This window comes from Achromobacter sp. 2789STDY5608621 (assembly GCF_001299375.1).
GTDB classification, from domain to species: domain Bacteria; phylum Pseudomonadota; class Gammaproteobacteria; order Burkholderiales; family Burkholderiaceae_B; genus Achromobacter; species Achromobacter insuavis.
Genome location: NZ_CYTU01000021.1, coordinates 12140 through 31499, shown reverse-complemented (window position 1 = coordinate 31499; position 19360 = coordinate 12140). Strand labels below are relative to the sequence as shown.

The window sequence follows — 19360 nt, the reverse complement described above, 5'->3', positions numbered from 1 at the left end:
AGACCCCCTTGACCACCGCCACCCACCCGGGCCTGCAAAGCGCCCAGCGGCCGACGCGCAGCCGCTATCTCATCATGGTGATGCTGTTCATCACCGTCGTCATCAACTACCTGGACCGCAGCAACCTGTCCATCGCCGCGCCCGCCCTCAAGGACGAGTTCGGCCTGGACACGGTGCACGAAGGGCTGATCCTGTCGGCCTTCGGCTGGACCTATGCCGCCATGCAGATCCCCGGCGGCTGGCTGGTGGACCGCGTGTCGCCGCGCGTGCTGTACGCGGCCGCGCTGATCCTGTGGTCGGCGGCGACGTTCTTCATGGGCTTTGCCGGCAGCTTCGTGATCCTGTTCGTGCTGCGCCTGGCCGTGGGCGCGCTGGAAGCCCCGGCCTATCCGATCAATAACCGCGTCGTCACGACCTGGTTCCCGGAAAAGGAACGGGCCACCGCCATCGGCTTCTACACCTCGGGCCAGTTCGTCGGCCTGGCGTTCCTGACGCCGGTGCTGGCCTGGCTGCAGCACCACTACGGCTGGCACATGGTGTTCGTCAGCACCGGCCTGCTGGGCATCATCTGGGGCGTGCTGTGGTACATGATCTACCGTGAACCGCGCCAGTTCAAGGGCGCCAACGCGGCCGAGATCGAGCTGATCCAGAAAGGCGGCGGCGTGGTCGACCTGGACAAGCGCGTCACCGAGAAGAAGGCGCCGTTCAACTGGAACGACCTGGGCCTGGTGATGAGCCAGCGCAAGCTGTGGGGCGTGTACCTGGGCCAGTTCTGCCTGACGTCGACGCTGTGGTTCTTCCTGACGTGGTTCCCCACCTATCTGGTGAAGTACCGCGGCATGGACTTCATCAAGTCGGGCTTCCTGGCGTCGGTGCCGTTCCTGGCGGCGTTCATCGGCGTGCTGTGCTCGGGCGTGCTGTCGGACTTCCTGGTCCGCCGCGGCGCCACCGTGGGCCTGGCGCGCAAGCTGCCGATCATCCTGGGGCTGCTGATCTCGACGTCGATGATCGGCGCCAACTTCACCGACTCGACGCCGTGGGTGATCTTCTTCCTGGCGGTGGCGTTCTTCGGCAACGGCCTGGCGTCGATCACCTGGTCCCTGGTGTCGGCGCTGGCGCCGGTGCGGCTGCTGGGGCTGACCGGCGGGGTGTTCAACTTCGTCGGCAACCTGTCGTCGATCTGCACCCCGATCGTGATCGGCTTCCTGGTGTCGAAGGACAGCTTCGCGCCGGCCATCGTGTATGTGTCGTCGCTGGCGCTGCTGGGCGCGCTGTCGTACATCCTGCTGGTGGGCAAGGTGGAGCGGATCGAGGCCTGATCCGCGCGGCATCGCCGCCGCACCGCCACCGCAACGAAGGGCGCCCACGTGGGCGCCCTTCTGCTTTGTATCGTCGATTCGAGCAGAGTTCCGCGCGACGGATGGCGATATAATCACGTTATGTTATATCATAACTATTGTAGCCATTCCCAACTCGGCCGGCAACATGCCCGGCCGGCCCGCCCCGCCCCTCCCATTGACTCCCCCGCATCTTCGGACGAAGAAGGACTCGCAGTGCTCGAAGCCATCGGCCTGACCAAACGCTACGGCGACCAGATCGCGCTCCACCCGCTGGACCTGCGCATCGAGCCGGGCGAAATCTATTGCCTGCTGGGCGCCAACGGCGCCGGCAAGACCACCACCATCAACCTGTTCCTGAACTTCATCGACGCCGACGGCGGCCAGGCCCAGATCCACGGCCTGGACGTGGCGCGCGAACCGCTGGCCAGCAAGCGCCACGTGGCCTACATCCCCGAGCAGGTCAATCTGTACGGCACGCTCAGCGGACTGGAAAACCTGCGCTATTTCGCCGCGCTGGCCCTGGGCGAGGCGCCGCCGCGCGCGCGCCTGCTGGAACTGCTGGCCGAGGTCGGCCTCGATCCGGCCGCGGCCGACAAGCGCGTCGCCGCCTATTCCAAGGGCATGCGGCAGAAGGTCTGGATCGCCGTGGCGCTGGCCAAGGACGCGCGCGCGCTGCTGCTGGACGAGCCCACCTCCGGACTGGACCCGTCCGCCGCCGCCGAATTCACCCGTCTGCTGCAACGCGCCAGCGAACGCGGCGTGGCCATCCTCGCCACCACCCACGACCTGTTCCACGCCCGCCAGACCGCCACCCGCGTCGGCATCATGAAGCGCGGCCGGCTGGTCGAGAGCCTGGACAGCCGGCAGATCGACGACACCGACCTGCAGGCGCTGTACCTGGCGCACATGAGGACCGGCGCATGATTCTGCTGATCGCCCTCAAGGACCTGCGCGAACGCCTGCGCGACGGCCGCTTGTACTGGGCCGGGGGCATCGTCGCGGTGCTGCTGCTGACCGCGCTGGCGGTGGGCTACCTGCACCAGCAGGAAGCGCGCGCCGAACAGGCCGCGGCCCAGAACACCGACTACGCCGACTGGCTCAAGCAAGGCGCGCGCCATCCGCACGACGCCGCCCACCAGGGCATGCACGTCTTCAAGCCCGACACCACGCTGGCGCTGCTGGATCCGGGCATCAATCCGTATATCGGCAGCACCGTATGGCTGCAGGCGCACCGCCAGAGCGAGGTCAAGTTCCGCCCGGCGCAGGACGCCACCGGGCTGCAGCGCTTTGGCGACTTGTCGGCCGCCTGGATCCTGCAGGCGCTGGGGCCGCTGCTGGTGATCGTGCTGGGCTTCAACGCGTTTTCGGGCGAACGCGAGCAAGGCATCCTGCGCCAGACCCTGAGCCTGGGCATCGCCCCGTGGCGCCTGCTGTGGGGCAAGGCCACCGCCCTGGCCATGAGCCTGGGCCTGCTGCTGGCGCCGGCCGCGCTGGCGGCCGGCGTGGCGGTGTGGCTGGCCGGCGGCCGCGCCGACGCGCTGTGGCGCTTCGCCGTGCTGGCGGGCGGCTACGCGATGTACCTGGCCGTCTTCATCTTCGTCACGCTGGGCGTATCGGCGGCGGCGCGCTCGTCGCGCGTGGCGATCACGGTGCTGCTGGCGCTCTGGATCGCCAATACGGTGATCGCGCCGCGCGTGATGGCCGAACTGTCGCGCGGCCTCTATCCCAGCCCGACTCGCCTGGAATTCAACCAGGCGCTGCAGGACGACCTCAAGGCCACCTCCGACCGCGTCTGGATGCAGGCCTTCGGCACCACCGAGCGCTGGAGCCGCGACGTGCCGCTGAACAAGTGGGGCCTGGCGCTCAAGCTCGACGACCAGTCCAGCTACGCCGTCTACGACCGTCACTTCGGCCGCCTGTGGGACACCTGGGAACGGCAGCAGACCGTGCAGGAAGCGGCCGGCTGGCTGATGCCGCTGCTGGCGGTGCGGGCGCTGTCCGCCGCCATGGCCGGCACCGACTTCGCCCACCACCGCGACTTCACCACCGCCGCCGAACAGCAGCGCCGCGTGATCCAGGACATCGTCAGCGCCGACCTGGTGGCGCACGCCGACACGCAGGAACACCTGCATTTCTCGTATCAGGCCAGCCCCTCGCTGTGGGCGCGCGTGCCGCCTTTCAAGTACCAGCCGCCCGCGGCCGGCTGGGCGCTGCACCAGGCGCGCCTGAGCCTCTTCATGCTGGGCGCCGCGCTGCTGCTGAGCCTGCTCTTTGCCTGGCGCGCCGTGGCCCGCCAGACCGCCCTGTAGGAGACCCCTGGTGCACGATACGCAATTTCGCCGCTTCGGGATGGTCCTGCGGCACGAACTCCGCCTGCTGACGCGCGAACGCGCGCTGTGGCTGTGCGGCCTGCTGTTCCTGCTGCTGGTGGGCTACGCGGTCTTCAACGGGCTGCTGCAGACGTCGTTGCGCGACGAGGCCCAGGCCGCGCTGGCGCGCGCCGACGCGCAGAACCGCGCCAGCCAGCTGGCGCAGCTGCAACGCATCATGGACGGCAGCGAAACCCCGACGCCGTTCGGCAACCCGGCCAGCCCCGCCAACATGGGCGGCGGCCTGGGCGCGCACTACGCCATCATGCCGAGCGTGCCGCTGGCGCCGGTGGCGCTGGGCCAGACCGACCTGTTCCCGTCGCAGTTCAAGGTGACCTACGACAGCAAGGTCAACTTCATCCACAACAACGACATCGAGAACCCCTGGCACCTGCTGAGCGGGCATTTCGACCTGGCGTTCGTGGTGGTCTACCTGCTGCCGCTGCTGATCTTCGCGCTCGGCCACAACCTGCTGTCCGGCGAGAAGGAAGACGGCACGTTGCGCCTGCTGCTGTCGCAGCCGCTGGCGCTGTTGACGCTGATCAGCGGCAAGATCGCGCTGCGCGCGGCCGTGCTGCTGAGCGCAGCGGTGCTGCTGCCGGTGGCGGCCCTGCTGATCGCCCGCCCCCAGGCCTTGCAGGCCGCCAGCGCCACGCTGTGGTGGGCCCTGCTGGTCGGCGCCTACGCGCTGTTCTGGTTCTCCGCCGTGGTGGCGGTCAACGCCTTCGGCAAATCCTCGGCCGCCAACGCCATGATCCTGATGGTCGGCTGGGTCCTGCTGGTGCTGGTGGTGCCGGTGCTGCTCAACCTGGTGGCCGCCTACGCCAGCCCCGCGCCGTCGCGCGCCGAACTGGCCACGCGCACCCGCGTGGCGACGGCGCTGGCGATGCGCGACCACGCCGCCCTGCTCTCGACCGACTACGGCCACATGGACAAGCCGGATGCGCTGATTCCGCGCGACGGCCATCTGGAAATCACCGGCCGTCCGCTGGGCCATGCGCGGGTCGAGCGCCAGGTGGACGCGGCGATGCAGCCCGAACTGGACCGCTTCGACGCGCAGATGGCGCGCCAGCAGGCGCTGGTGGCGCGCTACAGCGTGCTGTCGCCGGCGGCGGTGGCGTTCGAAGGCATCACCGCGCTGGCGGGCACCGGACAACGCCGCCACGCCGACTTCATGCGCCAGATCGACGCCTATCACCGGGCCTGGAAGGATTTCTTCCTGCCCCGCATCGAGGCCAGCCGCGCCATCGCGCCGGAGGACTTTGCCGCCATGCCGGTCTTCCACTGGCAGGAAGAGGATCCCGCCGCCGTCCGCGCGCGGGCCGTGCGCGCGCTGCTGCAGCTGCTGGCGCCCGCCGCGTTGCTGCTGGCCCTGGCCGGTTGGCGCCTGCGCCGCTACCGCGTGGTCTAGACACAGGTTTTTCACCCCCATCAAGTTTCGGGAAAGCGTCATGAGAAGAGTCGTATCCACCGCCGCGCTCGCGGCATGCACCGCCGTGCCCAACGTCCAGGCCCAGGAAGTCCAGGCGCGCGAGGCCGAACTGCCCAGCATCCGCGTCGAGGCTGCCAGCGACGCGGACAGCCTGCACCTGGACAGCCGCAGCAGCAGCGCGTCGCGCCTGGGCCTGACCGTGCGCGAAACGCCGGCGTCGGTCGAGATCGTGTCGCAGCAGGCCATGCGCGAACGCGGCGCCACCACCCTCAGCGAAGCCCTGCGCGGCGCCACCGGCCTGGCCGGCGGCGGTCCGCCGTCCTCGCCCACCACGCTGTCCTCGCGCGGCTTCACCGACATCCTGTATCTATACGACGGCCTGCGCATGTCGGGCGCCGGCTCGACCAACCGGGTCGAGGACACCTGGAACTACGAGCGCATCGAAGTCCTGAAAGGCCCGGCCTCGGTGCTGCAGGGCGACAGCGCCATCGGCGGCATCGTCAACTTCCAGACCAAGCGCCCCGACCGCGACAACCCCTCGCGCGAAGCGATGTTCTCGTATGGCAGCTACGGCAGCACCCGCACCGGCATCGGCCTGGGCGACAACTTCGGCGAGACCGGCGCCTACCGCATCGACTACAGCCACAACGACAGCCGCGTCGGCACCATCGACCGCAACAGCAACAAGCTGGACCACCTGACCACCGGCGTCGCCTTCGACGTCGCGCCCGCCACCCGCCTGGACCTGTCGTTCGACTACTCGCGCGACACCGGCCACGCCTATTGGGGCACGCCGCTGATCCCGCGCAGCCTGGCCAAGGACCCCACAGGCGTGGTCAGCACGCCCGACGGCCGCGTGCTCGACCGCGCCCTGGCCGGCAAGAACTACAACGTGCTCGACGACCGCAACGAGGCCGAAGCCTATTGGGTGCGGGCGCGGGTCACCCACCAGCTGACGCCGTCATGGACGCTGCGCAACGAACTGGCGATGAACAAGGTCGACCGGCTGTGGAAGAACTCGGAATCGGCCACCTTCAGCGCCCCCGGCTCGATCGATCGTGACCAGACCATCATCACGCACCACCAGCGCTACCTGATCGACCGTTTCGACGCGACCCACAACGGCACCATCGGCGGCCTGTCGAACAAGTTCGTGATCGGCGGCGAGCTCAGCAAGACCACGCTCGACAGCGAACGGCGCTTCTCGAATCGCTCGGCCAGCACCGGCGACGCCCTGCGCGTGTCGCTGTGGAATCCGGACGTGGGCTATTTCAACGACGACCCCGCGCTGATGAGCGGCCCCGGCAACCGCACCGACTTCACCACCGACGTGCGCGGCGCCGCGCTGTTCCTGGAAGACTCGCTCAAGCTGACCGAGCGCTGGACCGTGGTCGGCGGCTACCGCTACGACCGCATCCGCGTCGAGCGCAGCGTCACCGACCTGAACGCCGGCACCCGCAGCGCCTTCAGCACCCGCTACAACGCCAACTCCATGCGCCTGGGCACCGTGTATGACGTGACGCCGTCGTCCTCGGTCTACGCGCAGTACACCAACGCCACCATCCCGGTGGGCTCGCTGTTCCTCTTGTCGCAGTCCAACGCCTCGTTCCCGCTGGCCAAGGGCGAGCAATGGGAAGCCGGCTTCAAGCAGAGCCTGGGCGACGTCGAATGGACCGCGGCGGTCTATCACATCAAGCTGGAGAACGTGCTGACGCGCGACGCCAATGACCCGCGCGTGACCGTCAACAACGGCCGCCAATCGTCGCGCGGGGTGGAGCTGTCGGCCGACTGGCGCGTCACGCCGCAGCTGACCGTGTCCGGCAACATCGCGGCGCTGAACGCCCGCTTCGATTCGCTGACCGAGGCCGACGGCACCTCGCGCGTGGGCAACACCCCGCCCAACGTGCCCGAGCGCGTCGCCAACCTGTACGCCAACTACCGGCTCAAGGAACTGCCGATGAACTTCTTCGTCGGCCTGAACCACACCGGCAAGATCTATACCGACAACGCCAACCAGATCCGCATCAACGGCCACACCACCGTGGATGCGGCCGTCAGCTACCGCCTGCGGCCGGCGCTGATCACCTTCCGCGTGCGCAACCTGACCGACAAGCTCTACGCCTACTACGGCGGTCGCGCCACCAGCCAGGTGCTGCTGGCGCCGGGTCGCACCTACGAGTTGGGCGTGACGTTCGAGTTCTGATCAGCAGCCCTGCACCGCCAGCTTGCGCTGGCGCTGGTTGGCGGCGCGCTGCCACAGCACCAGCCCCAGCCCGGCGGCGGCGATGACCGCGCCGGCGATCGGCACCGCGGCGTAGCCCAGGCCGGCGGAAATCACGCCGCCACCGGCCGCCGCGCCCACGGCGTTGCCCAGGTTGAACGCGCCCACGTTCACCGACGAGGCCAGGCCGGGCGCGTCGGTGGCGGCGCGCATCACCCGCATCTGCAGCGGCGGCACCACGGCGAAGGTGCCGAAGCCGAAGATCAGCAGGCCGATCGCGGCGCCCACCGGGGTCTGCGCCAGCCACGGGAAGGCCAGCAGGTCGGCGATCACCAGCACCAGGAAGGCGATCAGGCTGCCATCCAGCGACCGATCGGCGAAACGGCCGCCGGCGGTGTTGCCGATGGTGAAGCCGATGCCGATCAGCACCAGCATCGCGGTCACGAAGTTGGGCGAGGCGCCGGTCAACTCGGCCAGCGTCGGCGCCACGTAGGTGTACAGCGTGAACATCGCGCCCGCGCCCAGCACCGTGGTCAACAGGGCAACCAGCACCACCGGGGTCTTGAGCACCGCCAGTTCGTGGCGGATGTCCGGACGCCGCCCGGCTTCGCCCGCCGGCAACGCGAACCACAGCGACAGCATCGCCAGCAGGCCCAGGACCGAGGTCGCGGCGAACGACATGCGCCAGCCGATCACCTGGCCCAGCCAGGTCGCCGCCGGCACGCCGCCGACGTTGGCGATGGTCAGCCCCAGGAACATCGTCGCCACCGCGCTGGCCTGCTTGTGGCGCGGCACCACGCTGGCGGCCACCAGCGAACCCAGGCCGAAGAAGGCGCCGTGGTTCAGGCTGGTCACCAGGCGCGCCAGCAGCAGCGTGGTGTAGTTGGGCGACAGCGCCGACAGCAGGTTGCCGATGGTGAAGATCGCCATCAGCACGATCAGCGCCTTGCGGCGCGACCAGCGCGACAGCGCCAGCGTCATCAGCGGCGCGCCGAGCATCACGCCGATCGCGTAGGCGCTGATCAGCATGCCGGCGCTGGGGATGGACACGCCCACGCCGTCGGCGATCACGGGCAGCAGGCCCATGGGCGAGAATTCGGTGACGCCGATGCCGAAGGCGCCGACGGCCAGCGCCAGCAATGGCAGGCCGGCTTTCACCGGCGGGGTTTCATGGGTAGACATACGGGTTCCTTGGTATGGATGCGCCGACCAGGGAATCCAGGGGCGTCGCGGCGAAGGCCGGGGCGTAGGACGGGTCTGATCGGAAGACAGGCGGCCAGTATGACGGGTATACCCTTACAGAAAAAGCAACTAAACGGGGAAAGACTTTTGACCTGGAGTCATGAATGACGTGGGGGGGTCGAGAGAGGGGAGAAATTCCCGCTCGGTAATTTTTTCGACGGAAATCGCGTTGTTCATCAAAAAAATTACCGAGCGGGAATATGGGCCTAGGATAAAAGGGACGGGCTCAACGATCCCATCCTCAACGAGGTAGTACGGCCCCAGCCGCCCCTCGCCAATGAAAAAGGCGCCCTCGCGGGCGCCCTTTTCTTGCCTTCGTGTACCGCCGCTTACTTCAGCAGCAGCGCATTCAGCCGCTTCACGAACGCCGCCGGGTCGGCGATTTGCGCGCCTTCGGCCAGCAGGGCCTGGTCGAGCAGCAGGCGGGCCCACTGGTCGAACTCGCCGTCGTCGGCGGCGCGGATGCGGGCCAGCAGCGGGTGTTCCGGGTTGATCTCCAGCACCGGCTTGACGTTGGGCGCTTCCTGGCCGGCGGCCTTCAGCATGCGCAGCAGGTGCGGGCTGAGTTCGTTCTGGCCCACCACCACGCACGCCGGCGAATCCACCAGGCGCAGCGTCACGCGCACTTCCTTGACCTGGTCTTCCAGGGTCTTCTGCAGACGCTCGACCAGCGGCTTGAAGTCCTCGGCCACTTCGGCCTGGTGCTTCTTTTCTTCCTCGTCGGCCAGCTCGGCCAGGTCGAGGCCGCCCTTGGCCACCGAGACCAGCGACTTGCCGTCGAATTCACGCAGGTACGACAGCATCCACTCGTCGACGCGGTCGGACAGCAGCAGCACCTCGATGCCCTTCTTGCGGAAGATCTCCAGGTGCGGGCTGTTGCTGGCGGCGGCGAAGGTGTCGGCCGTGACGTAGTAGATCTTGTCCTGGCCTTCCTTCATGCGCGCCACGTAGTCGGCGAACGACACGGTCTGGGCCTGGTCGCCGGTGTGGGTCGAGGCGAAGCGCATCAGCTTGGCGATGCGTTCCAGGTTGGCGTGGTCTTCGCCCGCGCCTTCCTTGAGCACCTGGCCAAATTCCGACCAGAACGCGGCGTACTCTTCCGGCTTGTTCTCGGCCAGGTCTTCCAGCAGCGACAGGATGCGCTTGGCCGAGCCTTCGCGGATGGCGCGCACGTCGCGGCTTTCCTGCAGTATCTCGCGCGACACGTTCAGCGGCAGGTCGGCCGAGTCGATCACGCCGCGCACGAAGCGCAGGTACGACGGCAGCAGCTGGTCGGCGTCGTCCATGATGAAGACGCGCTTGACGTACAGCTTGACGCCACGACGGCCGTCGCGGTCCCACAGGTCCATCGGCGCGTGCTTGGGCACGTACAGCAGCTGGGTGTATTCGCTGCGGCCTTCGACGCGGTTGTGAGTCCAGGCGAGCGGGTCGTCATAGTCGTGCGACACCGTCTTGTAGAACTCGCGGTACTGTTCCTCGGTGACGTCGGCCTTGTTGCGGGCCCACAGGGCGTTGGCCTGGTTGACCGTTTCCAGCTCGTCCTGCTTGACCTGTTCGCCCTTCTCCGCGTCCCATTCTTCCTTGGCCATGCGGATCGGCAGCGAGATGTGGTCGGAGTAGCGGCGCAGGATCTCGCGCAGCTTCCAGCCGTTGAGCAGCTCGTCTTCGTCGGCGCGCAGGTGCAGCGTGACGTCGGTGCCGCGCGTGGCCTTGTCGGCGGCTGCGATGGTGAATTCGCCCTGGCCGTCGGACTCCCAGCGGATGGCGTCGGTGGCGCCGGCGCGGCGGCTGACCACCGTGACCTTGTCGGCCACGATGAACGAGGAATAGAAGCCCACGCCGAACTGGCCGATCAGTTGCGCATCCTTCTGCTTGTCGCCGGTCAGCTGCGAGAAGAACTCGCGCGTGCCCGAACGGGCGATGGTGCCCAGGTTGGCCACGGCCTCTTCGCGCGACAGGCCGATACCGTTGTCGGAAATGGTGATCGTGCGCGCTTCCTTGTCGTAGCCGACGGTGATGGCCAGCTCGCCATCGCCTTCCAGCAGCGCCGGGTTGTCGATGGCTTCGAAGCGCAGCTTGTCGCAGGCATCAGACGCGTTCGACACCAGCTCGCGCAGGAAGATTTCCTTGTTGCTGTACAGCGAATGGATCATCAGGTGCAGCAGTTGCTTCACCTCGGCCTGGAATCCCAGGGTTTCGGACGTGGCAGTTTGGCTCATCGTTGTATGAAAAGTCGGAAAATTAGGGACAAAGGAAAGCCGGATGGCAGGGCGCGCGGCCCGGGCGGTCTCCGGGAAACCCTATTGTGATGGGGGCCATCTGAAATATTTCAAGACCGGCCCCTGCGGCGGCCGTTCCGGCGCCGCCGCGGGCAAGCGAGGACACCCCGCTCCGCCCCGGGCATCAATCAAAAATGGACAGGACGCCGCTGCGATAACGCGTCTTGGCCTCCAGCACCTCTTCAAATTCGGGCACCGCCAGCTTCCCGCTGCGGACCAGCTTGCGGATGTCGTCCGCCGTGATCTGCCGGGTTGCCTGCGAGCGGAGCAGAAAATCCGCCGCGGCGGGATCGAGGATCTGGTAGATCGGACTGAATATCAGCTGCGACGCCCCCAGCTCGTCGAGATAATAGAGCGTGTCGCCATTGCGCCAGACCGAGCCGAAGCCGTGATAGACGTCGCCGAGCTTGGTCCAATCCCCCGCCGGCGCGTCCTTGAACCGCAGGATCAGCGTGGACCGGGACACCAGCCCGCCGCCGCCGCGGGAGCGGTTCCAGACCTCCTTGCCCTTCAGGAACAGCACCTGACGGCCATCCCGGAAAACATACGGCGACAGCGCCGTGAAGCCACCCGCCGCGAACGGATCGTCGCCGGCCCGCTCCACCACGCCCTTCTCGCTGTTGTAGAAATAGATGCCGTCCCGGCTCGCGAACAGCGCATGGAGCACGTGCCGGCCCTGTTCGTTCACCAGCCGGTAGGGCGCATGCGCCGGGTCGAACGCCAGCGCCCCCAGGTACACCATGCCATTGCGCGGGTCATGAAGATAAGGCTGGTTGTAGAGATTGCCGACCGTGAAGGTGTACAGCGCCGGATCATCCGACAACGGCAGCAGCGTCTCCCGGTAATAGACCCGGTGGCCATCGGCGAAGAAATCGTCGCCCGGCCGCGCCTCGCCGCCCTGGATCGCGGCGATGCGGCGCAATTGCGCCGGGTCCGCTTGCGGCATGTCGCGACCCTTGTAGAACACGCGCGCGCCATCCGTGGCCAACTGGCGGTCGAGCAGCGGCCGGTAGGGCTGGCCGCTGGCCGGCAAAACCAGGAACGGGTACAGGTAGGTCTGCGGCTTGTCGCCCCGGCCGGCCCGATACAGGATGTTCTGCCAGATCTCATCCAGCCGACCCAGCTCGCGATTGAGTCCGGAAGAAGAATCACAGAAGTAGGTCAGCGCGCCGTCGCTGAAATAGCTGTTGCCCAGGTAGCGCGTGGTGTCCGCACGCATTTGCGGCAGGACGCGGTTGCCGCAATACACATGGCTTGCATCTCGCGCCGCCTGGCGGCTATCGAAGCGGCCCTTGTCGAAGGTCTGGAAACTGGCCGGATCGGCGCCCCCCATGCGGTAGTAGCCGTTGCTGGGCACGGCCGCGTAGACCTCGCCCTGATAGCGCTTGTAGATGCTGTTGCCATAGGACTCGCCATGATCGATGGCGGCGAAATCGTCGCCGCTATCGATCAGCCAGAACAGCAGCAGCATCGACAGGAGCAGGGCCAGCAAGACCACGACGATCACGATCCCTCTGGTGCGTTTATGCATCGGTTCCCGGTTCGGCGGCCCCTGGTTGGCGGACAAGAATTCTATCAAGCCCCCTGTCGCCCCCCCTGGCAGACGCGCTGCGCCCGGGGACCTTCCCCGCTAAAATGCCGCACTTTCCTCCCATCCCACCCCCGGCCGGCTCCCTGCCATGCAACCCGCCTCCCTGACCCAACCTACCTCCCACGGCGCGTCCGACGACGCCGAACCCCGCCACGACCTGGTCTACGGCCCCGACGATCGTCCCGCCGCCCCGGTCGCCTTCGTCGCCGCCCTGCAGCATTTGCTGGCCATCCTGGTGCCCATCGTCACCCCCGGCCTGCTGATCTGCCAGGCCCTGGGCGTGAGCAGCCGCGACACCACCCTGATCGTGTCCATGTCGCTGGTCATCTCCGGCATCGCCACCTACGTGCAGTGCAAGCGCTTCGGTCCGCTGGGCGCGGGCCTCCTGATCGTGCAGGGCACCAGTTTCAACTTCGTCGGCCCGCTGATCGCCGGCGGCTCGGTCATGGTCAAACAGGGCACGCCGGTCGAGGCCGTGATGGCCGCGATCTTCGGCGTCGTCATCGCCGGTTCCTTCGTCGAAATGGGCATTAGCCGCATCCTGCCCTTCGTCAAGCGCCTGATCACCCCGCTGGTCACCGGCATCGTCGTGCTGCTGATCGGCCTGACGCTGATCAAGGTCGGCCTCATCAGCATGGGCGGCGGTTTCGGCGCCATGGCCAGCGGCACCTTCGCCAGCGCCGAGAACCTGACGCTATCGGGCCTGGTGCTGGGCACCATCATCCTGCTGAACCGCGTGCCGGTGGTGTGGATCCGCAGCACCGCGCTGGTGCTGGCGCTGGCCGTCGGCTACATCGCCGCCGCCTACATGGGCCGCCTGGACTTCACCGGCGCGCGCGAAGCCGCGCTGTTCCAGGTGCCGATGCCGCTGCACTTCGGCCTGGGCTTCTCCTGGGCACTGTTCGTGCCGATGCTGATCATCTACCTGGTCACCTCGCTGGAAGCCATCGGCGACGTCACCGCCACCAGCAAGGTCTCCAAGCAGCCGGTCGAAGGCCCGCTGTGGATGCAGCGCATCAAGGGCGGCGTGCTGGTCAACGGCGCCAACTCGCTGCTGGCCGGCGTGTTCAACACCTTCCCCAGCTCGGTCTTCGCCCAGAACAACGGCGTCATCCAGCTGACCGGCATCGCCAGCCGCCACGTCGGCGTGTGGATCGCCGGCATGCTGGTCCTGCTGGGCCTGTTCCCCACCGTCGCCGGCGTGCTGCAGGCCGTGCCGGAACCCGTGCTGGGCGGCGCCGCCATGGTCATGTTCGGCGCCGTGGCCGCCTCGGGCATCAACATCCTGGCCGGCATCCACCTGGACCGCCGCGCCCTGCTGATCATCGCCGTGTCGCTGGCCCTGGGCCTGGGCGTGTCGCAGGTGCCCGAGATCCTGTCGCACCTGCCGCACTCGGTGAAGAGCGTGCTGGAATCGGGCGTGGCCACCGGCGGCATCTGCGCGCTGGTCATGAACTGGTTCCTGCCGGAAAAGAAGTGAGCACGCAGGCCGGCGCGCCCCGCGCCGGCCCCTTGCCTGACAATTTTCCCCAGACCGCATATAATCGCGGTCTTCGCTTTACCCGCGACCGTCGCCTGGACGGTCCCGCGACCAGCCTGCCCGGGTGGTGAAATTGGTAGACGCAGGGGACTCAAAATCCCCCGCCGCAAGGCGTGCCGGTTCGATTCCGGCCCCGGGCACCAGATTGAAAAAGCCGCTCCTGCGACGCAGAGCGGCTTTTTGTTTGCGCGGCGCTATGCGTGCGCCGTGTCCTTGCCCTTGGCGACGGCGGTGAGCGATACGCCCAATGCGTCCATGACCCGGCGCAGCGTCAGGTAGCTGGAATTTGCTCCCCAGAGAGCAATACAGCCAGCAGAGTAAGCTCCCAGACAAACACGGAGACCTCGACATGGACATCTACGAGCGCACTTTCGACTGGGTGCCCGCGGCCGAAGGGCGGGCCCGATTCGCCGGGGGTATCCGCGGCTGGGACGAACGCGGACACGACACCTATGCGGTCGAAGTGGATGGCAAGGTCATGTATGGCGAGATCGCCAGGACCTTTCTTCCCAACCAGAACGACTTCAACATCCAGATCGTGTCGTTCGGCTATGGCGTGCGCGAACACGTTGGCATGCCGCGGCCGGCAGGCCATGACTCACACGCCCGGGGCGTTTCCGATGGGGAGACGCTGCAACGTGTGCAATCGGTCCTGGCGCGGCTGATCCTGGCCGGCCTGTGTTTCGAGGACCGACCCCGTGTCCTGCTTGAATATCCCCACGCCCGCTTCCAGGGCAGACTGATCTTCGCCGAAGGCTCGGCGGCCGGCGCGCCGGCGCGAGAGCTCACGATCCGCGCGGAGCCCCGCTCCGCCTGAGCGTGACCATTCCCTCACGCCAGGCGCGATCTCAATGGCGCCCCCAGCGCCCCTCGTAATACACCCAATGCCCATGCCGCTGGCGCCACTCCGGCCCGTGATACACGTAGCCCGGCCGCGCCGGCATCCACACGCCGCCGACCCACGCGTGGCGCCCGCCGACCCATTCCCAATGGCCCGGCGCCCACACGTAGCCCACGCGCGGCGGCGGCACGACTTCCACGCGGGGAGGCGGCGGCGCCACGTCGATGCTGATGGCCACGCCGGCCTGCGCGACGCCGGGCACAGAGAGCGCCCCCAGGGACAGGACCACCGCGGCACCCGCGGTCATCGCGGCTTTGACTAGATTCTTCATGATGCATCTCCCTCGCAGTCGCGTCCGCCAATGCGGACGCGGTGAGGCCAGTGTGCGCGGAAGGGATTATCGAAATGGTTACGCACCATGGGCAGATGGTTTCAGTGGATTTCGCACCGTGGCGACGCTTCCGCCACGCGCCCCACCCAGGGCCATCCGGCCCCGTAAATTCCGCACAGTGGATTTAAGGGGAATTCCCCGATTCTCCGCCTCAGGCCCGGCCGATACCATTCGCCGCATTTCCGCCTGTCGGCGGACATAGACCCATAAGTTGCGCGCCCGCGCGGAGACACCATGAAAGCACTGACTACCGTCGCGGCAGGCGCCGCGCTCCTTCTCTCGTCGTGGGGCGCCAGCGCGGGCGTGACGTTCGAGAACGTCAAGAACAAAGGCTTCGTGCAGTGCGGCGTGTCCACCGGCGTGGCCGGCTTCTCGGTCAATGACAGCAAGGGCGGCTGGATGGGCCTGGACGTGGACCTGTGCCGCGCGCTGGCCGTGACCATGTTCGGCGATGCCTCCAAGTCCAAGATCATGGCCGTCAGCGCGGTGCAGCGCTTCACCGCCCTGCAGTCCGGCGAAGTCGACGTCCTGCCGCGCAACACCACCCTGGTCATGACGCGCGACACCACCCTGGGCCTGATCGGCGTAGGCGTGAACTACTACGACAGTCAGGGCATCATGGTGAACAAGTCCCTGAACGTGAAAAGCGCCAAGGAGCTGGACGGCGCCACCGTCTGCGTGCAGCCCGGCACCACCACCGAACTGAATCTGTCCGACTGGTTCCGCTCGCAGAACATCGCCTTCAAGCCGGTGGTGGTCGAGCGCATGGATGAAATCGTCCGCGCCTTCGCGGTGGGCCGCTGCGACGCCTTCACCGGCGACAAGTCGCAACTGGCCGCCGCCCGCACCAATCTCGAAAACCCCGAGAAATACGACATCCTGCCGGAGAACTTCTCCAAGGAACCGCTGGGCCCCATGGTGCGCCAGGGCGACGAGCAATGGTTCAACGTGGTCCGCTGGACCATGTTCGCGATGCTGGAGGCCGAGGAATACGGTGTCACCTCGAAGAACGTGGACGAGATGCTCAAGAGCACCAACCCCAACGTGCAACGCCTGCTGGGCGTGACGCCGGGGATGGGCAAGAACCTGGGCGTGGATGACAAGTGGGCCTACAACGTCATCAAGCAGATCGGCAATTACGGCGAGAGCTTCGAGAAGAATCTTGGCGAGACCAGCCCGCTGAAGCTGGCGCGGGGGTTGAATGCGTCGTATCGGAATGGCGGGCTGATGTATGGATGGCCGGTGCGGTGACGCGGCATACCTGAATGGAGAAACGGGCGCTTGAGGCGCCCGTTTTACATGGGTGTTCACATTTCACGCCTAAAAAAGGGCCCAAGCGAAGCGGAATCGCCGCTACACCTACTCATGACAGATTTCTAACTAGGACCGAGTAACATGCACCCAACAGCACAACATCGGACTGCAGGAAATCTGCAATTGGTAGTGCCCATCGAAATCTAGGCTTTCCGAATACAGCTATTGCGCCTGATCTTTACTCGAGGCCAATTCGAAAAGACCGCCACTTTCCCTGACGTTTCAAAAAAAATGCGTAATCCACCCTGGACGCGCGACGAACTGATCCTCGCGTTGGATTTGTACATGAAGCGCCGATCCAATCTTCCAAGCCATGGCAGCGTTGAAGTCTCCGACCTCTCGACGCTGCTGAACAGAATGGCAGAATCTTTGGGGAAGTCAGCAGCGACCACATATCGCAACACCAACGGCGTGTACATGAAGCTGATGAACTTTCGCCGTCTCGACCCGTTATATCTGGAGAGCGGAAAGAAGGGGCTAGCCCGAGGGAATAAAGACGAACAGGTTGTCTGGGATCTCTTTTCGTCTAATACGAGTCAGCTGGCCTTGGTCAGTAACGCGATACGAAAAGCCAGCAGCTATAAAGACTTGCCGCGGCTAGAAGACGACGAGGCTTACGAAGCCCCTGAGGGGCGCATATTGACTCGCATGCACCGCTATCGCGAGCGCGATAGCGAATTGGTTAAAAAAGCGAAACAAGCTGCACAAAAGCAGCACGGACGCCTTGCCTGTGAAGCTTGTGGTTTCGACTTCAAGGAAACCTATGGCGTTCGTGGCGAAGGCTTTATCGAGGTACACCATACAAAGCCGCTGCATACGGTGGCTGAAGATCACAAGACTAGTGTCTCCGACCTGGCTCTTCTTTGTGCAAATTGTCATAGGATGGTTCACGCAACCCGCCAATGGCTCAGCGTACCGGAGGTTCGAGCGCTATTACGGTCAAATCTCTCACCCTGAAGACACAGACAAGAAGCCCGCGCCTCTCGCAACGTCATAAGTTCCGCCCGTCAACTTCAACAACACGGCAGTTACCGTTTGACGTAAAGGAAGTGGGCTAAACAAAGCGCCTTTAGGCACCGCATGCCCCCGCCCGTTTATGATGGCGTCGTAGCAAGTCCGCCCAAATGCGTTACTCTCCCCACCCCAATCATTCCCCCCGCAAGGAGCCCAACATGGCACAAGCCTCCGCCCGCCACATCCTGGTTTCGACCGAAGCCAAGGCCAACGAACTGAAGACCGCCATCGAAAACGGCGCCGACTTCGCCCAGCTGGCCAAGGAAAACTCGAGCTGCCCGTCCAGCCGCGACGGCGGCAACCTGGGCACGTTCGGCCCGGGCCAGATGGTCAAGGAATTCGACACCGTGGTGTTCAGCGCCCCCGTCGGCGAAGTCCAGGGCCCGGTGAAGACCCAGTTCGGTTATCACCTGGTCGAAGTGACCAGCCGCAAGGACTGAGTCCTCGCCCCAGCAGGTCCAGAGACCGCCGCCGGCGCAATGCCGGCGGCGGTTTTTTTTGAAAGCCGCCAGACGGCCTGCGGCGCAGGCGGGAACCCGCCCCCTCCCTCTTACAGCAGATACAACCGGAACGGATACGCGTAGTAGATCTGCTCGGTGCGGTTCACCTTGCCCTCGAACTCCTGGTAGATCCGCTTGCGGGCGCGATACAGCGCCTCCATGGGCGCCTCGCCCTGGCGGGTGCCGCCGAAGAAGTAGCGCAGCATCAGGGTCGAGGAATTGCCGGACTCGTTGCTGATGATGGGGGCCAGGTAGTGATGGGCGCCGCAACGGCGCGCGGCGTCGACGAAGGCCTTGCTCATGCCGAGCTGGCTGGCGTCGAAATAGACCAGGTCGAAGGCGGCGCCCTGCAGGTCCTTGGGGTACATGTCGTCCTCGCCCAGGCCGATGGCGTCGTTCTCGTCTTTTTCCGGCCGCCCCCAGGTGGGACTGACGACGCCTTCGCCGCTGATCAGCAGGAAATCGTAGCGGCTGCGCGCGAACATGTCGGGCGTGGCGGTGGTGGTGAGCTGGAAGGTCGAGCTGGGGTAGAGGCGGCGCACGTCGCCGGTGCCGTCGTCGGGATCGGTCTCGGGATCCCGCAGGATCAGGCCGCGGGCTTCAGGGCCGAAGGCGGCGGCGCGGGGACGTGCGCCGGCGGCCGCAGCCGCCGCGGGCGCGGCGGGCGACAGACGAGATTCGGGCGCGGCATTGCCCTCGGGCGTCCCGGCCGCCGCCGCGAAGCGGAACGCGACCGGCTTCTGCACGAACAACGGCGTGCCGTCGACCGGCAGCAGATCGAGCGCGAAGTGCATGGAGGTCGGCTGGATCTCGAAGATGACGCACGGCGCCTTGCGCAGCGACGGCAGCAGCGGTCCCAGCAGTTCGTGCGACAGGATCGCCATGCGGGCGTCGAAGCGGCCGTCGAGCCGCCGGTTCTCTTCCAGCATGTCGTAGACGCGGCGGAATTCCTTGGACAGGATCCCGGCCGACCGCTCGGGGATGACGGTCTGCGTGGTCGCGTCGTAGTCCGATTGCAGCGTCAGGCGGTCGTCCTGCTGTTGCAGCAGGATACGCATGCAACGGGCCGGCGAAACAGCGGTGACGGTGACGTCAGGGGCGCCCGCCGCCACCGCGGCGGCGACGCCCCGCAGCGCCAGGGCGCAAGTCAGCAGCAAGACGCCCGCGGCACGCGAGCGCAGCGGGCGTCGAGGCGGGCGGCCGACGCGAAAGACGGCGTAGGGAGTCATTGATGCGGCATTCGGGAACGAGACACGCCAATGCTACGCAGGATCCGTGTGAAGGTC

15 protein-coding genes and 1 tRNA gene are annotated in these 19360 nt (G+C 66.5%); 11 read left to right on the top strand and 5 right to left on the bottom strand.

Features of this window, described 5'->3' with window-relative positions; genetic code table 11:
• Positions 1–8 precede the first annotated feature (8 nt).
• The 5 genes from AOZ53_RS19370 (at position 9) to AOZ53_RS19350 (ending at position 7344) form a co-directional block, all read left to right on the top strand.
• Entirely contained in the window at positions 9–1319 is a 1311-nt protein-coding gene (locus AOZ53_RS19370; protein ID WP_054488957.1) for an MFS transporter, read from the top strand.
• 234 nt (positions 1320–1553) lie between these two features.
• The gene (locus AOZ53_RS19365; RefSeq protein ID WP_054488955.1) at positions 1554–2264 is read left to right on the top strand and encodes an ABC transporter ATP-binding protein; all 711 of its coding nucleotides are present in this window, start codon (positions 1554–1556) and stop codon (positions 2262–2264) included.
• Positions 2261–3649, top strand: coding sequence for an ABC transporter permease subunit (locus tag AOZ53_RS19360; RefSeq protein WP_054488953.1), 1389 nt, complete (start codon positions 2261–2263; stop codon positions 3647–3649). Before AOZ53_RS19365 ends, AOZ53_RS19360 begins: the two co-directional genes overlap by 4 nt.
• A 10-nt stretch (positions 3650–3659) precedes the next feature.
• Complete coding sequence (locus AOZ53_RS19355) at positions 3660–5120, top strand: ABC transporter permease subunit (RefSeq protein WP_054488951.1); 1461 nt, start codon at positions 3660–3662, stop codon at positions 5118–5120.
• A 40-nt stretch (positions 5121–5160) separates the two neighbouring features.
• A complete protein-coding gene (locus AOZ53_RS19350; protein ID WP_054488949.1) occupies positions 5161–7344 on the top strand; it encodes a TonB-dependent receptor in 2184 nt (727 codons plus the stop codon).
• Here the strand turns inward: AOZ53_RS19350 and AOZ53_RS19345 are convergent, their stop codons facing one another.
• From AOZ53_RS19345 to AOZ53_RS19335, 3 genes are all read right to left on the bottom strand, one after another.
• Complete coding sequence (locus AOZ53_RS19345; RefSeq protein ID WP_054429140.1) at positions 7345–8544, bottom strand: MFS transporter; 1200 nt, start codon at positions 8542–8544, stop codon at positions 7345–7347.
• Between the two features lie 389 nt (positions 8545–8933).
• Positions 8934–10823 carry a molecular chaperone HtpG gene (gene htpG / locus AOZ53_RS19340; RefSeq protein ID WP_054488947.1) on the bottom strand — a complete coding sequence of 630 codons (1890 nt, stop codon included), beginning with the start codon at positions 10821–10823 and terminating at the stop codon, positions 8934–8936.
• A gap of 184 nt (positions 10824–11007) precedes the next feature.
• Positions 11008–12450, bottom strand: a complete 1443-nt coding sequence (locus tag AOZ53_RS19335; RefSeq protein WP_231690645.1) for a DKNYY domain-containing protein — start codon at positions 12448–12450, stop codon at positions 11008–11010.
• 112 nt (positions 12451–12562) lie between these two features.
• On the opposite strand from AOZ53_RS19335, the gene AOZ53_RS19330 reads away from it, so the two are divergent.
• From AOZ53_RS19330 to AOZ53_RS19320, 3 genes are all read left to right on the top strand, one after another.
• Positions 12563–13954 (top strand): nucleobase:cation symporter-2 family protein, encoded by a 1392-nt coding sequence (locus AOZ53_RS19330; protein ID WP_054488945.1) that lies wholly within the window; start codon positions 12563–12565, stop codon positions 13952–13954.
• Positions 13955–14072: 118 nt separating this feature from the next.
• Positions 14073–14157: transfer RNA gene (locus AOZ53_RS19325), tRNA-Leu, on the top strand.
• Between the two features lie 206 nt (positions 14158–14363).
• Positions 14364–14831: a hypothetical protein gene (locus tag AOZ53_RS19320; protein WP_054488943.1), complete on the top strand. Its 468-nt coding sequence runs from the start codon at positions 14364–14366 to the stop codon at positions 14829–14831.
• 31 nt (positions 14832–14862) lie between these two features.
• Here AOZ53_RS19320 and AOZ53_RS19315 read toward each other — a convergent pair whose 3' ends face one another.
• The gene (locus AOZ53_RS19315; RefSeq protein WP_054475664.1) at positions 14863–15186 is read right to left on the bottom strand and encodes a YXWGXW repeat-containing protein; all 324 of its coding nucleotides are present in this window, start codon (positions 15184–15186) and stop codon (positions 14863–14865) included.
• A 294-nt stretch (positions 15187–15480) separates the two neighbouring features.
• On the opposite strand from AOZ53_RS19315, the gene AOZ53_RS19310 reads away from it, so the two are divergent.
• The 3 genes from AOZ53_RS19310 to AOZ53_RS19300 all read left to right on the top strand — a co-directional run bounded on the left by AOZ53_RS19310 (position 15481) and on the right by AOZ53_RS19300 (position 18014).
• Positions 15481–16497 (top strand): amino acid ABC transporter substrate-binding protein, encoded by a 1017-nt coding sequence (locus AOZ53_RS19310; RefSeq protein WP_054429151.1) that lies wholly within the window; start codon positions 15481–15483, stop codon positions 16495–16497.
• 228 nt (positions 16498–16725) lie between these two features.
• Positions 16726–17517 (top strand): HNH endonuclease, encoded by a 792-nt coding sequence (locus AOZ53_RS33550; protein WP_197286502.1) that lies wholly within the window; start codon positions 16726–16728, stop codon positions 17515–17517.
• Between the two features lie 215 nt (positions 17518–17732).
• The gene (locus AOZ53_RS19300) at positions 17733–18014 is read left to right on the top strand and encodes a peptidylprolyl isomerase (RefSeq protein ID WP_006385706.1); all 282 of its coding nucleotides are present in this window, start codon (positions 17733–17735) and stop codon (positions 18012–18014) included.
• Positions 18015–18124: 110 nt separating this feature from the next.
• Here the strand turns inward: AOZ53_RS19300 and AOZ53_RS19295 are convergent, their stop codons facing one another.
• Positions 18125–19303 carry a hypothetical protein gene (locus AOZ53_RS19295; RefSeq protein ID WP_156333441.1) on the bottom strand — a complete coding sequence of 393 codons (1179 nt, stop codon included), beginning with the start codon at positions 19301–19303 and terminating at the stop codon, positions 18125–18127.
• Positions 19304–19360: the final 57 nt, after the last annotated feature.